This is a genomic window from Sanyastnella coralliicola, assembly GCF_030845195.1.
GTDB lineage: Bacteria > Bacteroidota > Bacteroidia > Flavobacteriales_D > Sanyastnellaceae > Sanyastnella > Sanyastnella coralliicola.
Genome location: NZ_CP132543.1, coordinates 1,265,323 through 1,279,827, shown reverse-complemented (window position 1 = coordinate 1,279,827; position 14,505 = coordinate 1,265,323). Strand labels below are relative to the sequence as shown.

Below are 14,505 nucleotides of genomic sequence, written 5' to 3'. Positions count from 1 at the left end.
AAAACGCTTGAGCAACTTAACGTTGGATTAATAACAGCGCCCTATACTTGATTCTCTGCACCTATTTTCACTGTTCTCGAAGGGAGTTAAGCGAAGCGACGAACTATTCTAAAGTTCTTGTATTCCCCGATGCGCCAGCCTGTGACGTCTTCAATGGCATGGAGGAATTTTCTCTTTGGAGTGAGGTTCTTGATGGTAGGGTCAAAGCTGAACGACCAGTTCATCTGGTCAATACGGGCTTGCATCGATGTTGGATGGCTTCCTTCAAAACGAGAAAGTGAATCAATGTTTCCGTAGTCGAATTCATCTACTGGCTTCTGGTTCTTCTGTACCCAATCGTCAGTATGCCAGAGCTTATTGAAATTGCGCTGCTTCTCTTGCTGCAATTTTGGGTGCTTCACCCAACCATAGTGATGCATCCACACATCTACTAATGCCACACGCAACGGTCTCCCCTTTTTCTGGAATCCTTGAGCATCGCGGAATGAATAGATCTCTGCATCCTTTCGAATCACACGTACTTCTTTTCGATACCATTTTCTTGAATCTCCGATGTAATCGTAGGAACCGTAGAAGTGACGGTAATGCATCAGCAAGCCTTCCACCTTTGGATCATCTTGATAGGCTTCCATCGCCTTTTTGATCTTGACTAGTCCATCGTGGTGGAATACCTCATCTCCTTGGATATAGAATCTCCAGTAGTATTCATCCGGAATGGCCTTGAGTGCCTTGTCTGTCTCTACAGCTAGTACTCGTCCACCTTCTCGAAGAGAATCGTCCCAGATCGTATCAATGATATGGATTCGCGGATCACCGATGCCTTCAATAAGCGCACGCGTTTCGTCATCGGAGTTTCCGACAGCGACATAAAACGCATCACAAATAGGTAGAACAGACGTAATCGCTTCTACCACGGGATAGTCGTACTTAACTGCGTTACGTATAAAGGTAAAACCGGCTACTTTCAAGTTGTTTCCTTGAGGATCAAGGGCGCAATTTAAGAATTCGCTCGGTCAGTCTGTACTCTCCAGATTCAATCGAGATCAAGTAGCTTCCTTCAGTTCCAGGTATTTCAAGAACAGAACGATTTCCATTCAATTGGCCTTGAGCTACTACTTGTCCGTTTGAAGCGTAGATTGCGTAGGTTGGGTTTGATGTCGCTAACGCGGAAGCTAGCTCAACCGTAATAATTCCGTCTGTAGATGGATTTGGGTAAATCGTCACTTGATCAGCGAGGAACTCCTCTACGTTGTCGATGGTCAGAGTAATCTCTTGCTCATCTACTAACACAGGAGCGGCTCCTTGCTCTTCGTAAAGTGCTTGGAAGGTCTCGATTTCTGGTGTTGAGAAAGAGAACATCTCTTCCATCCATTTTGGTGGGGCTGCCTGATACCAGAGTTTCGCTGAAACGACCAAAGCTCCCTCGTATCCGTCGAGTGCTACTTTATAGGTAACCTCGTCAGTACCTGACCCCTCTTCACCGCCGATGTAGTTGAAGTTAGGATCTGCCAAGGCAAACCCAGCTACTTCTGTGGTATCGTACACTTCGTGTGTGAAGCTAAATCCTTTCGGTACGAGACGGTTGTCTTTCAAGTGTGTTGCAGCACGCTCAAGAACTGTGGTAACGTCACCGTTGACATCTCCTAGCACTTGCTCATAAATCTGAACCTGCTCCTCCTCTGTAATCAAGTCGTAGTGTGGTTCGAAAGTATCGTCTTGTCCAAACACTTCATAATCAGCCTGAAGTTCACCTGAGTGGAAGAGCTCGTTCCCCATGTCATCACTTACAATAAACTCGATGTACGAACGACGTGCTGGATATCCTGAAGGGAATTTGTGTCCTACCAGGTTGTCGAGTGTGACGGTGAATGAAACAGAATCGTCGGCGTACACTCCTTCTTCTAGAAGAAGCTCAACTGATTCCTCTTGAAGCATTTCGAATGTCTTCATCAAGGTCGTATCGAACTGTGCTTCCGTAGCACTCAAGCCAAGGAATTCGATGTTGTTCTTCATCATTTCAACCATGAAGGTGTTCGCTCCAACCATGTAGTGAAGTCCGATTGGTCCGCGTGGTTCTAACCAAGCGTAGTTCGCTGAAATGATAACTTCCTCGTCGAGTTCTGGCATGTGACAAGCTTGACATTCCGCGTTGTTCACTCCGTTCTCAGCGTAGATACTGTTCAACCATTCGTGGTAAGTTGCCTGCTCAACGAACGTTTGACCTGTGGCGTTACCATCAAGGTCAGCTGTTCCTGTAATCAATGTGTGGCATCCAGCACATACTTCTGATTCGGTAATGTGCTCTCCAAATACTGGTTCAAACCCAACGAAGCTAGCCATTGGTTGACCAACGATTGGGTTTTCGTCTTTACCGCCACCGAATGGTCCGTAGATCGTGTCTTGCACGAAGGTTAATTCTCCAGAGAAGCTATTCCCAATACCAACAGGACTCTGCTGGTGACAAGCAGCACATGAAACACCATCAAGTGCTACGGTATCCTCGAGCATTTGAGCGTAGGTGTAATGTTGTGCACCTAAAAAGTGCGCATTGAAATGCCCCAACGGAGCATGGCAAGAAGTACACTTGTCTTCTAGTTCTAATTGATGTTCTGGGTTTACGGCTACTTCGTGGGTCACTTTTGCTCTCCAGAAAGGATCTTTCGCCGAGTTGGCCATGATGGAAGAACGCCAGTAATCTGTCGGGTTTACATCCCATCCACTTTCCGTGATGTTTCCTAATTCAGCGATGTCGTGTCCGTGACATCCGGCACACTTTCCTGAACCAGTGAATAGTTCATTCTCCAGGTCAGTCAATTCTCCATCCATCTGCTGGAAAGCACGAATCTCTTCGTACGAGTGGAAAGTTTCAACTTTCTTGTCTCGGTAACCCGAAACGATAAGAGCGCCTGCTACAAGAACGAGCACGGCGATTGGTAGGCTTCTTGATTTCTTCATCACGCGGTTCAGCTGTCAGAAATATTACAAACTAATGACAGTTCTACCCCCGAAGTTAAGGATTGATTTACGAAGTATTCGATTTTTTGGTGTGAGTTGCGTCTACGACGTTATGAGTGGTTTTAGAATATCTCCACTTTGTCGATGATCTCCCTTCCCATGGCTTCATTAATGATCTCAATGATGCGTGATTTCCCATAAGAGAACTCCTCTTTCATGACTCCACTGTCCATGTATATAATGAGTGTCTTCCCTCTGAGTCGGATGTCTTTAGTGTGTGACGCGACGCCTTCGCCCATGGCTTTCTTCCAGGCCTCTCGAACATCGAGTTCCTGCATTTTACCTTCGAGGCGATATGCCTTGAGCATATCTTGGATCACGTCGCCCAACGACTGTTCGTTACTCTTCCTCGCCATGGATCATGGTTTTGGCGTCTGAATCAACAGCACCTTGGTTCACGTGAAATACATTCAAATCACAACCGATTTCTCGGAACATCTTCGGGATACGCTCTTCATGGGTATCTGTAATGAAGATCTGACCGAAAGCTCCTTGGCTCACTAATTCCATCAGTGCCCCTACTCTCTTGTCGTCAATCTTATCGAAGATGTCATCAAGTAAAAGAACAGGCTTTTCACCAGTGGCTTCTTCAATGAAACTGTATTGGGCGAGCTTAAGTGCAATCAAGTAGGTCTTCTGTTGACCTTGTGATCCGAACTTCTTAATGGGATGATCTTGAATAAGGAAGCTCAAATCATCCTTGTGGATTCCTTGGGTAGTTCTTCGTAGTTGTCGATCCTTTCCTCGTGCGTCCTGTAAAAGGTCGTCGAGTTTTTTATCAATCATCTGCGATTGGTACATCAATGATACCGCCTCGGCTCCTCCAGAAATCTTCTGGTAAACTTCATTGAAGAAGGAAATAAACTTCTCTACAAATGCCGTGCGCTGTTCGTGGATGTACTCCCCGTATTTCACCAACGCATGATCCCACACTTCAAGGCTCTCTTCATCGTAGGTTCGGTTTTCGGCGAAGAAGCGCAAGAGATTGTTTCGCTGTAGTAAGGCACGGTTATACTCCAGTAAGGAATCAAGGTACTTTCTATCGTATTGAGAAATGATACCATCCATGAACTTACGTCGGACCTCACTTCCCTCCTTCACTAGATCAATATCATTAGGTGTGAGAATCACCGCGGGATACAATCCAATATGATCAGCCAAGCGCTGATACTCCTTATCGTTTCGACGAAATTGCTTCTTCTGCCCTGACTTCACTCCGCAATGGAGTTTGTCTACCTCACCTGCTTTTTCTACCTGCGATTGAATTAAGAAGAACGATTGATCGTAGCGCACATTCTGCGAATCAATCGGATTGAAATAACTCTTACAGAACGACAGGTAGTAAATAGCATCTAAGACGGTGGTTTTACCAGAACCATTATCACCTACGAGGCAGTTCACCTCTGGACTAAAATCCAAGGTGGCTTCTTCGTAGTTCTTAAAGTTGACAAGTGATAATGATCGGATCCGCACCGTTTTCTCTTTGGAACAAAAGTAGCCAGAATTTACCTCGATACGTCGGACATGATGTTACGATTTCCCAACAAAAACAAAGGCTCCAACTAGTAAAACGAACTGCTTCTGGAAACTAACAACACCTTGTTCGCTATCAAACCACCACATGGGTTTTCTAGATTCCCCTTAAAATGCTATTTTTGCCCTTCGTTAAAAAGACCGTTATGGCTAAGAAGAAAGACCAGGAAGAGGTAATCGTTGATGTAAATGAAGTGTACACAAAGACAGAGCTCTTTGTAGATCGCAACCGCAAGACCCTGGTAACTGTACTAGTAGCAATTGTTGCTGTAGTTCTTATTGGAGCAGCTTACTTCTACCTTATGGTGAAGCCAGCTGAAAATGACGCCAATGCTGATTCATGGAAAGCAGAGCAATACTTCGAAGTTGACTCTTTGGATCTTGCCATGATTGGAGACGGACTTTACGCTGGACTTGAAGATATCGCTAGCGATCACGACGGAACAAAAGCGGGTTCTCGTGCACACTACGATCTTGCCATCATCGCTCGTGACCGTGGAGATTTCGAAACAGCGCTCGATCACTTCGAGAAAGTGAGCCTTTCTGATGACGTAGTAAGTGTACTTGCTCAAGGTGGAATCGGAGATTGCCACGTTGAACTAGGAAACTACGAAGAAGGTGCAAAAGCATTCGAACGTGCAGCTGCAATGGCTCGCGGAACAAACGCCGAAGGATTCACTGCCCCAATGATGCTTTACAAAGCGGGTATCGCTCAGATGGAGCTTGGTCAGAACGACAAGGCAGCGAAGAACTTCAAGAAAGTAGTAGACAACTACCCAGAGGCGCAGGTTCACGGACGTGCACAGCGTTACGCTGCTTACCTCGGTAAAAAGTAAGCCATATGGCTACAGTCGAAAAGAATCTATCAGACTACGATAAAAATCAACTTCCCGATGCGTCTGCCATGCGTATCGGGATTGTTGTTTCTGAGTGGAACCACGAGATCACATCTAGCCTAGCTAAAGGTGCCGAAGATGTTATCCGTGAAGCTGGAATCAGAGATGAGAACCTCATTGTAGTTGATGTACCTGGCACCTTCGAGCTACCTTCAGCTGCTGCATTCCTATTGGAACACAAAGGACTTGACGGAGTGGTTACGATTGGCTCTGTGATTCGGGGAGAGACAGCTCACTTTGATTTCGTTTGCCAAGCGGCATCACAAGGAGTCAAAGACGTTGCCCTTAAGTTCAACCGACCAGTCATTTTTGGTGTACTTACCGATGACAATAAACAACAAGCCATCGATCGTTCTGGAGGTAAGCACGGAAATAAAGGGACAGAAGCAGGTGTCGCCTGCTTGAAAATGGTCGCACTTCAGAAAAGCTTGCGTTCTTCTTGGGGCCCTGGATTTGACTACTAGTCATGTGCGGCTTTACCGGTTACTTCTCATTTTCTTCTGCCCTAAACAAGGGAGTCTCTGAGCGAATAGCCCAACTCAACAAGACACTGGTACACCGCGGACCAGATCATGCGGGTCTTTTCGAAGATGATCGGTTTTGTGTAGGACATCGAAGACTCGCAATCATCGATCTCGACGAACGATCGAACCAACCCTTTCTATCCCCTGACAAGCGCTATGTGCTCGCTTATAACGGTGAGATCTACAACTATAAAGCCTTACGAGAAGACCTCGAGTCTAGCTTCACCTTTTCTACAGAAAGTGATACCGAAGTTTTATTGGCTGGATTGATCAACGAAGGCTCTTCCTTCATTTCCAAATTGAACGGATGCTTCGCCTTTGCATTCTATGACACCCAAAAGAAAGAGCTACTCCTAGCCAGAGACCCTTTTGGTATCAAACCACTTTACTTCACCAAAGACGATAATGGAATCGCCTTTGCGAGCGAAGAGCGCGCATTACTAGATCGCCACCAGGAGATTAATCTTGACGAAGTAAAGAACGTATTGAGCTACACCTATTCTATTCGCGGAAGCATTACCAAAAACACGCAACAACTTGCTCCGAGGAGTTTCTTCGCCTCTTCCAGTCAATCAACAAACTCCTACCCAAATAATGTTACTACAGACATTGACCTTTTCAATGCGTTAGATGGGGCTGTGGAACGTCGCCTGGTTGCTGACGTTCCCGTTGGCTGTTTCCTTTCTGGTGGTTTGGACTCCTCTATCGTTTCCGCGCTAGCGAGTAAAAAACACCCGAACATTAATACCTTCAGCATTGGCTTCAAAGATCGACCGCATCTTGACGAAACGAGTTTCGCTGAAGAAGTAGCCAAGCACATAGGAAGCAATCACCACACCTTCAAATTGAGCTTCGATGATCTTGGGGATATCTCGAAATCGTATTTGAATCAAGTAGACACCGCATTCGCTGATTCTTCAGCACTCGCCGTGTACTTCTTATCACAGGAATGCCGTAAGCATGTTACAGTAGCGTTATCAGGAGACGGCGCCGACGAGTTGTTCGGAGGCTACAGAAAGCATCGCGCGATGTTATTGGCGAACAAAATGCCTTCGGCGTTAGCCAAAGCCATGAACAGCCTCATCAAATCTTCAGGTTCACGGGAAACCGAAGCTGCGGATAAAAAGCGCCAAGTGAAGAAGATGCTAGAGCTAGCCACTATTCCATCAGAAATACGAGCCGGCTACTTGGCGCAATGGAACAGCGATGAAGAGGTTAATCGCTTGCTGACAGCAGGGAGACGCAGTGAACTCGCTGCACAAGCAGACTTCCTTCGATTTGATCAGCAAATTGTCTTACCAAATGATATGTTGGTCAAAGTAGATCGCATGAGTATGCGGCACTCACTTGAAGTGCGTGTCCCATTTCTTGATCCAAATGTTGTAGCCATTGCTAATGCGATACCGATGGATCAAAAAGTCTCTCGAAAAGAAGGCAAAATCGCTTTGAAAAAGACATTTGGTCATCTCCTTCCTGCAAGCATTCTGGAGCGATCTAAAAAGGGATTTGAAGTCCCGTTGAGCTCATTGTTGAATGGCCCACTTGCAGCTATCATGCAGAGGACATCAACCAGTGAATCTCTGGCAGCCATTGGTTTTGACCTCAAGGAGTTGAAGCAAATCATTGCTGATCATACCAGTGGGAAACAAGATCATGCGCACTTGATCTGGGCTGTGTTGGTACTTGAAGCGGCACTCAAGAATTAATTGAAGGAATAAGCTTTTCTTTGCACCCAATGAATACGCTGAGATCAATGTGGAACAATGAGCCCCTGAAGCTAGTGATGCTGGTGGCCATTGCACTTCGTTTACTTGCAACTTTCTTTTCACCCGGATACCTGATGCACGATGACCACTTCTTGGTGGTTGAACAAGCGGCTAGTTGGGCAGATGGTGAAGATGCTGATCGATGGCTCCCTACAAGCCAGCGCGAAAATCCACAGCCTCACCCGGCGAACTTCGCCTATGTCGGAACGCAGTATGTAATCTTCAAAGCGTTGAAAGCGGTAGGTATGGAAGATCCGGAATTCATGATGATCTTCATTCGCCTCTTTCACGCAATCTACAGCTTGTTGATTGTTTACTTCGGCTTTAAAATCGCCGAGACGATTAGCAACAAACGCAGTGCGGCTATGGTTGGCTTACTCTTGGCTGCCTTGGCTTTCATGCCTAATTTCTCGGTCAGACAGTTAGTGGAGTTTATCTGTATTCCACCATTGATGTGGTCTTCCTGGGTGTTGATTAAGCGTCAAGGTGATTATCGGTGGTTTGATTTCGCTATCGCGGGAATCGGAATTGGAATCGCTACTGGATTCCGTTTTCAATGTGGAGTATTCGGCTTGGGCGTGGGTCTTGCTTTGTTGCTTCAGAAAGAATGGAAAGGCCTTTTCATTCTTGGGTTCAGCTCGCTCTTCTTCTTTGCAGTAGCACAAATCCAAGACGTATTCATCTGGGGAGAGCCATTCACGCAATTGCGCGCGTACATTGAATACAACAATGCCAATTCTGGAAATTACCCGAATGGACCGTGGTACATGTACCTACTTACCGTTGCTGGATTCTTGATTCCTCCGGTGAGTTTGTTCTTGCTGTTTGGATTCGGATATATCGGACGTAAGCACTTGTTGCTTTTTGTCCCGGCCGTGGCCTTTTTCATCTTCCATTCATACTTCCCGAACAAGCAGGAACGATTCATCTTCCCGTTCATTCCTTACCTAGTTATCCTTGGAGTGATTGGTTGGAATGTTTGGCTTGAGCGCTCGTCGTTCTGGGCGAAGCGTCAAAAGCTATTGAAAGGGATGTGGTCATTCTTCTGGGTGATCAACATCGCAGGTCTACTTGTATTGACGTTCACTTACGGTAAACGCTCACGCGTGGAATCGATGGATTACATGTATGAGCAAGGTGATGAACAGAACTTCCTTCAGGTATTTGCGGCGTCTCGCGCCCTCCCTCCGCTCTACTACCAAGGTGATTGGACAGCTAACTATTGGTATCAACCAGGAGAAACCGATCTTGAGCAACAGCGCCAATTCATGTGTGAAAAGCGTGATGTACGTCCTGTTCCGAACTACGTTCTCTTCTATGGTACCATGGAAGAGATTCAGAAGCAATTGACAGTCTTCAGTGATCGCTATCCAACGCTGACATACGACACCACGATTGAACCTGGAAACTTCGATAAACTGCTGCACTGGTTAAATCCAATCAACAGCGTGGAGTACGTGCAAATCTATACGGTCGACCCCGAAGATATTTGTAAAGATTAGCACCTGAGTACCGTGTGCTTTCAGTAACTTCCGGCTCGTAACCAAAGAGCTATGTCATACTTTTCTATCGCCTACATCGATTTCTTCAAAGATCTCGCGGCGAACAACAACCGTGATTGGTTCCATGAGAACAAAAAGCGGTACGAAGCTGATGTCAAAAAACCTTTCGAGAACTTCATTCAAGCGGTCGTTGATCGCATGAAAGACGAAGGATATGAAACCGAGATCGCCCCGAAAGATGCCATCTTCCGCATCAATCGCGACATTCGATTCAGCAAAGACAAGAGTCCGTATAAACTAAACAGGTCAGCGATCTGCTCGAAGTACGGACGCAAGGACAAATCGTACCCGGGCTTGTACCTAGATTTCGGACCAGAGAAAGTATGGATTGGCGGTGGTGCTTACTTCCTAGACAAGGATATGCTCTATGATGTACGAGACCATATCTCCCGAAATCCAAAGAAAGCGCGCAAGGTGCTAGACAACGCCGAATTCAAATCACACTACGGTGAAGTGAGAGGAGAGAAAAACAAGATCATCCCGAAAGAATTCAAGCCAATGCTTGAAGAGGTTCCAGAAATCGCCAACAAACAGTTCTACTACATGTCTGAACATCGACCAGACATCATTCTTACTGACCAAATCCTAGACGTAGTCATTGATCACTGGAAGGCGTCAAGAGAAATGGAACAATTCCTGATAGAAGGAATGGTGAGGTAACCGATTACCTTGTAGTAATACCGTTTGAAGCGACCAATCACAGGTCGTAGAATTTATTTTATTGACTCAAATAGAAGCTGTTATCTTCGGCTTCCGCGATAGCGACAAAACCATACGAATGAAAAAGCTTTTCATGATTCTGGCTGTGACATGCAGCCTACATTCTTTTGCGAACAAGAATTACTGGCAACAAGAGGTCTCATATGAAATGAAGATCGACGTCAATACAGAGAAACACCAATATGCTGGAACTCAGAAACTGGTATACACGAACAACTCTCCTGACGTTCTTGACAAAGTATTCTACCACCTCTACTTCAATGCCTTCCAACCTGGAAGTATGATGGACACACGTTCACTTACCATTGAAGATCCTGATCCACGTGTAGGTAGCCGAATTTCAGAGCTACAGCCTGACGAGGAAGGATGGATCCGCGTGAAGTCGCTCACGATGAACGGAAAGCCTGTACGCTATACTGAAGTGGGAACGATCTTGGAGGTTGACCTACCAACTCCTATTCAACCTGGGAAGAAAGTGACCTTCGAAATGGTATGGGACGCACAAGTGCCGCTACAGATTCGTCGTTCAGGTTGGAACAACAAAGAAGGTATCGAATTCTCTATGTCTCAGTGGTACCCTAAAATGAGTGAGTATGATCATATGGGCTGGCACGCAAATCCGTACGTAGGGCGTGAGTTCCACGGGATTTGGGGAGACTTTGATGTAGAGATTACCATCGATAAAGACTACGTTCTTGGTGGAACTGGCCTTGTAGTTAACGGTGACGAAGTAGGTCACGGTTATGGGTCGGAGAAAGCTCGTCCTAAAGTGGTCAATGGAAAACTGACTTGGCACTTTGAAGCTGAAAACGTGCACGATTTCGTTTGGGCTGCTGATCCTGACTATATCCACAAGCAGGTCCAGATAGAAAACGGACCTACCATGCACTTCTTGTATCAAGACAACCCCGAGTTCAATGAGAATTGGGAAGCGCTGCCAGAGTATGCGGTAAAGGCCTTTGAATATATGAGCGAACACTTTGGTGAATACCCATACCCTCAATACAGCATCATTCAAGGTGGTGACGGAGGTATGGAATACCCAATGGCAACCTTGATCACCGGACATAGAAACCTGCGTTCACTCGTTGGTGTTACGGTACACGAAGGAGCGCATAGCTGGTACCACGGAGTGCTAGCAACAAACGAAGCCCTGTACGAATGGATGGATGAAGGATTCACATCATTCGCTACATCGTTGACGATGAATGAACTTTTCCCTGACCCTACACGCGTTCCTCACGTATACGCTTATCAAGGATACTATGGGATTGTACGCGATGGAAAAGAAAATGCTCTCGTCACACACGCTGATCACTATACAACGAACCGTGCCTATGGGGTAGCGGCATACAGCAAAGGACAAGTATTGCTTGAACAGCTTGGATACATCATCGGACATGAAGTTCGTGATCAAGCGCTCTTGACTTACTTCGACGAGTGGAAGTTCAAGCACCCAACACCAAATGATTTCAAACGTGTGATGGAGAAAGCCAGTGGAATAGAGCTTGACTGGTACTTCGAATACTTCATGAATTCAACGCACACCATTGATTACAGAATCCAAGAAGTACGCGGAATGGACGGCAAAGTCTCTGTTACTCTCGAGAAAATTGGTGCTATGCCAATGCCTCTTGATGTTACGGTGAACTTCAAAGATGGTCGCAAAGAAGTGCACTACATTCCGCTACGTATTATGCGCGGTGAGAAGGCAGATGCGAAAGACTGGGTTCTTGAAGAAGACTGGCCTTGGACGCACCCGACTTATGTACTTGACATCAACGCTTCATACAACGACATTTCTTCGATTGTTATCGACGAATCAAAGAAAATGGCAGACATTGACCGTTCAAATAACACCGTTAATATGGAAGATGGTGTTGACTTCATTCTGAAGCAATAAGATGCTGAACGACGCTTTAAGACTTTCAGATTCGAACCGTATCGATTCCTTGATTAAAATCGGAATCGCTACGGTTCTTCTTTGTATCCTCTCCCCTCTCAACATTGATATCGGGATGGAGGTACCACTAACCTTGCAATCTCTACTTGTGGTATTCTTCAGCGTTCTGTTTGGCTGGCTAAATGGTTCTGTTCCGGTACTCGTCTATTTACTCCTTGGAGGATTTGGTGCGCCTGTATTTGCTGATTATAACAGCGGGTGGGACCTCTTTCTAGGTTCTTCAGGTGGATTCCTGATTGGGTTTTTGATCGCTGCGAATATTGTAGGCTTCCTTGCCGAGATGAATATCATGATGAAAAACCTCTTCGCTTTGGTTCTATTGGCGCTAGGTCAGTTCATCTTATTAGTGGTAGGACTATACTGGCTGCAGGGAGTAACGAACGAAGAATTCAGCTGGGGAGTTCAGCTGCAAGCTTTCATGCCTGGATTGGCCATGAAAACGGCCTTTGGCGGCATTGTGTTTATCGGTTTACACCGCACAGCCAAAAGACTCGCGAATCAATCTTAGGTTCCAGTCCGCGTTTCTTTTCAAGAGAGTCTCTAAAATTCCGCGCTAGCGAAACACCCTGACATACAGAATACTTAGATTTGCGCCACGTAACAACCAAATAATGAAGAAGCTTTTTCTATTGAGTCTTACGACTCTTCTGCTCTTTGGATGTGGAAATGAACCACAAGAAGAAACGCCAGAGCGAAGCGACGAGTCGAAGCAAAAGATCGCAGAGATGAAACTCGCAACAGACCACCACACGTATGCACGCCCAAACGACGCCGTAGTCACCCACCTTGATTGGGATGCTTCAGTTGACTTTGAAACACGTGTCATCAGTGGTACTGCACACTACGATATTAAGCGTGAAGGTGATGCCTCGTCTATCATCTTTGATATCCGTGAATTGACAATCGACAGCGTCATGACTGACGATGGCGGTAAGGTTGAATTTGAAATTGGCCCGGCTAAAGACTTCCTTGGGCAGCCTCTTCATATTCCAATCACGGAGAACACCACACGTGTTTCTATCTCTTACAAGAGCGCTCCGAACGCGGCGGCTTTGCTTTGGGTAGAGGGCGAAAAGCCATTCCTATTCACACAATCGCAAGCCATTCTGGCTCGTACGTGGATCCCTTGTCAAGATAGCCCAGGTATTCGATTCACCTACAATGCAAAGGTTCAGGTTCCACAAGGCCTACTGGCTTTGATGAGTGCTGAAAACCCAACGGCATTGAATGATGAAGGGGTTTATGAATTCAAAATGGAGCAGCCTATTCCTTCTTACTTGATGGCATTGGCTGTGGGTGATATCGCTTACGCGGAAATTGGTGAGCGTACTGCTGTTTACGCTACTCCTGATTTGATCGAAGCTGCGCACTACGAATTCCAAGAAATGGATGACATGCTTGTCGCTGCGGAAGCACTCTACGGAGATTACGCATGGGGGCGCTACGATCTGTTGATCCTACCAGCTGCCTTCCCATTCGGTGGAATGGAGAACCCACGCTTGACTTTCGCTACCCCAACGATTATCGCTGGAGACCGCAGTTTGACGGCTCTTGTGGCTCACGAGCTGGCACACAGCTGGTCTGGAAACTTGGTAACCAACGCAACTTGGGACGACTTCTGGCTGAACGAAGGCTTCACAGTATACTTCGAGCAACGCATCATGGAAGCCGTTTACGGACGTGAGACTTCTGAAATGCTTGCAACACTGAGCTACCAAGGGCTGACAATGGAGGTTGAAGAGATTATGGACCGTAATCCAAATGACACTCACCTCAAGCTTCACTTGAAAGATCGTGATCCAGACGAAGGAATGTCGGCAATCGCATACGATAAAGGCTACTTCTTCCTTCGCTTATTAGAAGAAACAGTAGGCCGTGAGCGCTGGGATGTGTTCCTAAAGGAATACTTCACCTCAAACAGCTTCAAGGTGATGGATACAGAGCGTTTCGTTGACTACTTGTCTACGAATCTGCTTTCAGAGGAAGAGCTCAAAACGGTAGACCTCGATTCTTGGATTTACGGAGCAGGATTGCCATCAAATATTCCTTCTGTGGAATCTGATCGCATTCAGAAAGTTGACGAAGCGAACCTTGCCTGGATCAACGGTGAAATGTCTACTGCCGATCTTCCTTGGAATGATTGGGCATACCAAGAGCGTTACCGCTTCTTGACCAACCTTCCTAACGAACTGTCTGCTGATCGTTTGGCTGAACTAGATGCTGCATACAACATCACTGCTACTGGAAACAACGAAGTGCTTTTCGCATGGCTAGAGCAGTCGCTTAAGCATGATTACGAACCAGCTTATGACCGCGCTGAAGAGTTCTTGGTGAACGTTGGTCGTCGTAAGTTCCTCACTCCTCTTTACCGAGTAATGAAGGAAACAGGAAAAATGGAGATGGCGCTTGCTATCTACGAAAAGGCTCGTCCGAACTACCACGCTGTTGCTTACAACACGATGGATGAATTACTATACGAAGCAGAGACCAACGAATAATTGGTCAATCGATACGAATTGAAAATGC

12 protein-coding genes are annotated in these 14,505 nt (G+C 46.2%); 8 read left to right on the top strand and 4 right to left on the bottom strand.

Annotated elements, in window-relative coordinates; all coding sequences use genetic code 11:
• Positions 1-86: 86 nt before the first annotated feature.
• The 4 genes from RA156_RS05375 to recF all read right to left on the bottom strand — a co-directional run bounded on the left by RA156_RS05375 (position 87) and on the right by recF (position 4,488).
• Positions 87-914 (bottom strand): glycosyltransferase family 2 protein, encoded by an 828-nt coding sequence (locus RA156_RS05375; protein ID WP_306643492.1) that lies wholly within the window; start codon positions 912-914, stop codon positions 87-89.
• A 70-nt stretch (positions 915-984) separates the two neighbouring features.
• Positions 985-2,955: a T9SS type A sorting domain-containing protein gene (locus tag RA156_RS05370; protein ID WP_306643490.1), complete on the bottom strand. Its 1,971-nt coding sequence runs from the start codon at positions 2,953-2,955 to the stop codon at positions 985-987.
• A 122-nt stretch (positions 2,956-3,077) separates the two neighbouring features.
• Complete coding sequence (locus RA156_RS05365; protein ID WP_306643488.1) at positions 3,078-3,371, bottom strand: DciA family protein; 294 nt, start codon at positions 3,369-3,371, stop codon at positions 3,078-3,080.
• Positions 3,355-4,488: a DNA replication/repair protein RecF gene (gene recF, locus RA156_RS05360; protein WP_306643486.1), complete on the bottom strand. Its 1,134-nt coding sequence runs from the start codon at positions 4,486-4,488 to the stop codon at positions 3,355-3,357. Before recF ends, RA156_RS05365 begins: the two co-directional genes overlap by 17 nt.
• A 206-nt stretch (positions 4,489-4,694) precedes the next feature.
• Between recF and RA156_RS05355 the strand changes: the two genes are divergently transcribed.
• The 8 genes from RA156_RS05355 to RA156_RS05320 all read left to right on the top strand — a co-directional run bounded on the left by RA156_RS05355 (position 4,695) and on the right by RA156_RS05320 (position 14,477).
• Entirely contained in the window at positions 4,695-5,384 is a 690-nt protein-coding gene (locus RA156_RS05355) for a tetratricopeptide repeat protein (RefSeq protein ID WP_306643484.1), read from the top strand.
• A gap of 5 nt (positions 5,385-5,389) precedes the next feature.
• Positions 5,390-5,908 carry a 6,7-dimethyl-8-ribityllumazine synthase gene (gene ribH / locus RA156_RS05350; RefSeq protein ID WP_306643482.1) on the top strand — a complete coding sequence of 173 codons (519 nt, stop codon included), beginning with the start codon at positions 5,390-5,392 and terminating at the stop codon, positions 5,906-5,908.
• Between the two features lie 2 nt (positions 5,909-5,910).
• On the top strand, positions 5,911-7,674 hold the full coding sequence (gene asnB / locus RA156_RS05345; RefSeq protein WP_306643480.1) for an asparagine synthase (glutamine-hydrolyzing): 1,764 nt from the start codon (positions 5,911-5,913) through the stop codon (positions 7,672-7,674).
• A gap of 29 nt (positions 7,675-7,703) precedes the next feature.
• A complete protein-coding gene (locus RA156_RS05340; RefSeq protein ID WP_306643478.1) occupies positions 7,704-9,236 on the top strand; it encodes a glycosyltransferase family 39 protein in 1,533 nt (510 codons plus the stop codon).
• A 51-nt stretch (positions 9,237-9,287) separates the two neighbouring features.
• Positions 9,288-9,956, top strand: a complete 669-nt coding sequence (locus RA156_RS05335; protein WP_306643476.1) for a DUF2461 domain-containing protein — start codon at positions 9,288-9,290, stop codon at positions 9,954-9,956.
• A 118-nt stretch (positions 9,957-10,074) separates the two neighbouring features.
• Positions 10,075-11,919 carry a M1 family metallopeptidase gene (locus RA156_RS05330; protein WP_306643474.1) on the top strand — a complete coding sequence of 615 codons (1,845 nt, stop codon included), beginning with the start codon at positions 10,075-10,077 and terminating at the stop codon, positions 11,917-11,919.
• A 1-nt stretch (position 11,920) separates the two neighbouring features.
• A complete protein-coding gene (locus RA156_RS05325) occupies positions 11,921-12,487 on the top strand; it encodes a biotin transporter BioY (RefSeq protein ID WP_306643472.1) in 567 nt (188 codons plus the stop codon).
• A gap of 103 nt (positions 12,488-12,590) precedes the next feature.
• Complete coding sequence (locus RA156_RS05320) at positions 12,591-14,477, top strand: M1 family metallopeptidase (protein ID WP_306643470.1); 1,887 nt, start codon at positions 12,591-12,593, stop codon at positions 14,475-14,477.
• The last annotated feature ends 28 nt before the right edge of the window (positions 14,478-14,505 follow it).